The organism is Ferruginibacter sp., assembly GCF_031430955.1.
Taxonomy (GTDB): Bacteria; Bacteroidota; Bacteroidia; order Chitinophagales; family Chitinophagaceae; genus Ferruginibacter.
The window spans coordinates 1-1,635 of record NZ_JANPCM010000668.1 but is presented as its reverse complement, the minus strand read 5'-3'; the positions used below and the strand labels follow the sequence as shown (position 1 = coordinate 1,635).

At 39.9% G+C, this 1,635-nt stretch carries 2 protein-coding genes; both read left to right on the top strand.

The genetic code is table 11. The features are described 5' to 3' along the window. Positions 1 to 978: peptide chain release factor 2 (prfB, locus tag ACY65O_RS19080; protein ID WP_462222448.1), on the top strand; the 978-nt coding region annotated here is incomplete at its 5' end. A 116-nt stretch (positions 979 to 1,094) separates the two neighbouring features. Beyond that, positions 1,095 to 1,635: aldehyde dehydrogenase family protein (locus tag ACY65O_RS19075; protein WP_462222447.1), on the top strand; the 541-nt coding region annotated here is incomplete at its 3' end.

Below are 1,635 nucleotides of genomic sequence, written 5' to 3'. Positions count from 1 at the left end.
GGCTTTTGGGATGATAACGCCAGAGCCACAGCCATTTTAAAAGAAACAAAAGTTAATGAGTACTGGATAAATCTTTTTTATTCGGTAAATAATGCTGTGGAAGATTTTGTGGTTTTGTTTGAATTTTGGAAAGCAGGCGATACTACAGAAGAAGAAGTGAAAGAAGCTTTTAATGATGCAGTAAATAAAATTGAAGAAGCAGAATTTAAAAGCACGCTGAACGAACCCGAAGACGAATTGCCCGCCATGCTGCAAATTAACAGTGGTGCTGGCGGTACCGAAAGCCAGGACTGGGCAGAAATGCTTGCCCGTATGTTTAGGATGTACGGCGAAAAGCAGGGCTGGGGAGTTACAGAAATGGATTGGCAATGGGGCGATGGCGCTGGTATAAAAACTTGCACTTATAAATTTGAAGGTGCCTTTGCTTATGGTTTTTTAAAATCGGAAAGTGGTGTGCATCGTTTGGTACGTATTTCTCCTTTTGACAGTAATGCAAGGCGGCATACTTCTTTTGTTTCTGTAAATGTTTACCCATTGGTAGATGATACCATTAACATTGAAATTAATCCTGCTGATGTAAAAATGGAAACCAGCCGAAGTGGTGGTGCAGGCGGACAAAACGTAAACAAAGTAGAAACCAAAGTGCAATTAACGCATATTCCCACAGGCATTGTGGTAGTTTGTCAGCAAGACAGGAGCCAGCTCGGCAACCGGGAGTTAGCCATGCAAATGCTGAAGAGCCGTTTGTACGAAATAGAATTGCAAAGACGCAACGAAATAAAAGATGCTGCCAATAGTAAAAAGAAAAAGATAGAGTGGGGCAGCCAGATACGCAGTTATGTTTTTCATCCTTACAAAATGATAAAAGACCATCGTACCGATTATGAAGTAGGTAATGTAGGGCCGGTTATGGATGGGGAATTAGATGGATTTATAAAAGCGTATTTGATGAGTGAGAAGGAAGACCAAAGTGCGTAGTTTTTTTTTAACAAGCATTAGTTTTTCATGGGATCATCGTTGTGTCACTCACTTGTACCACATACCTTTGCTCAACATTAAAATATAACAGCCTAAAATACACAAAATCTATTTTTATGCAATACGGAGATTTTTATTACCCCATTCCTGCAAACGAACCTGTACTTTCTTATGCTCCCGGTTCGGCAGAAAAGAAAAGATTAAAAGAAGTTTTAGCAGAGCTAAAAAAAACAACAATTGATGTACCCATGTACATTGGTAACGAAGAAGTGCGTACGGGAAAGACAATGGAGATTCGTCCGCCGCATGAACGTAAATATTTATTGGGGCAATTTCATATTGGCGAAGCTAAGCATGTAACCAAAGCAATAAATGCAGCATTAAAAGTAAAAGACAAATGGGCTAATATGAGTTGGGAAAACAGGGCCAATATATTTTTAAAAGCGGCTGATCTTTTAGCAACAAAATACCGGCCGTATATTAACGCAACAACAATGCTGGGCCAAAGTAAAAATTGTTTCCAGGCAGAAATAGATGCGGCATGTGAGTTAATAGATTTTCTAAGATTAAACGTTCACTTCTTAAGCGATATTTACCGCCAGCAACCCATTAGCGGCGCAGGCATGAATAACAGAATGGAGTACCGGCCGTTGGAAG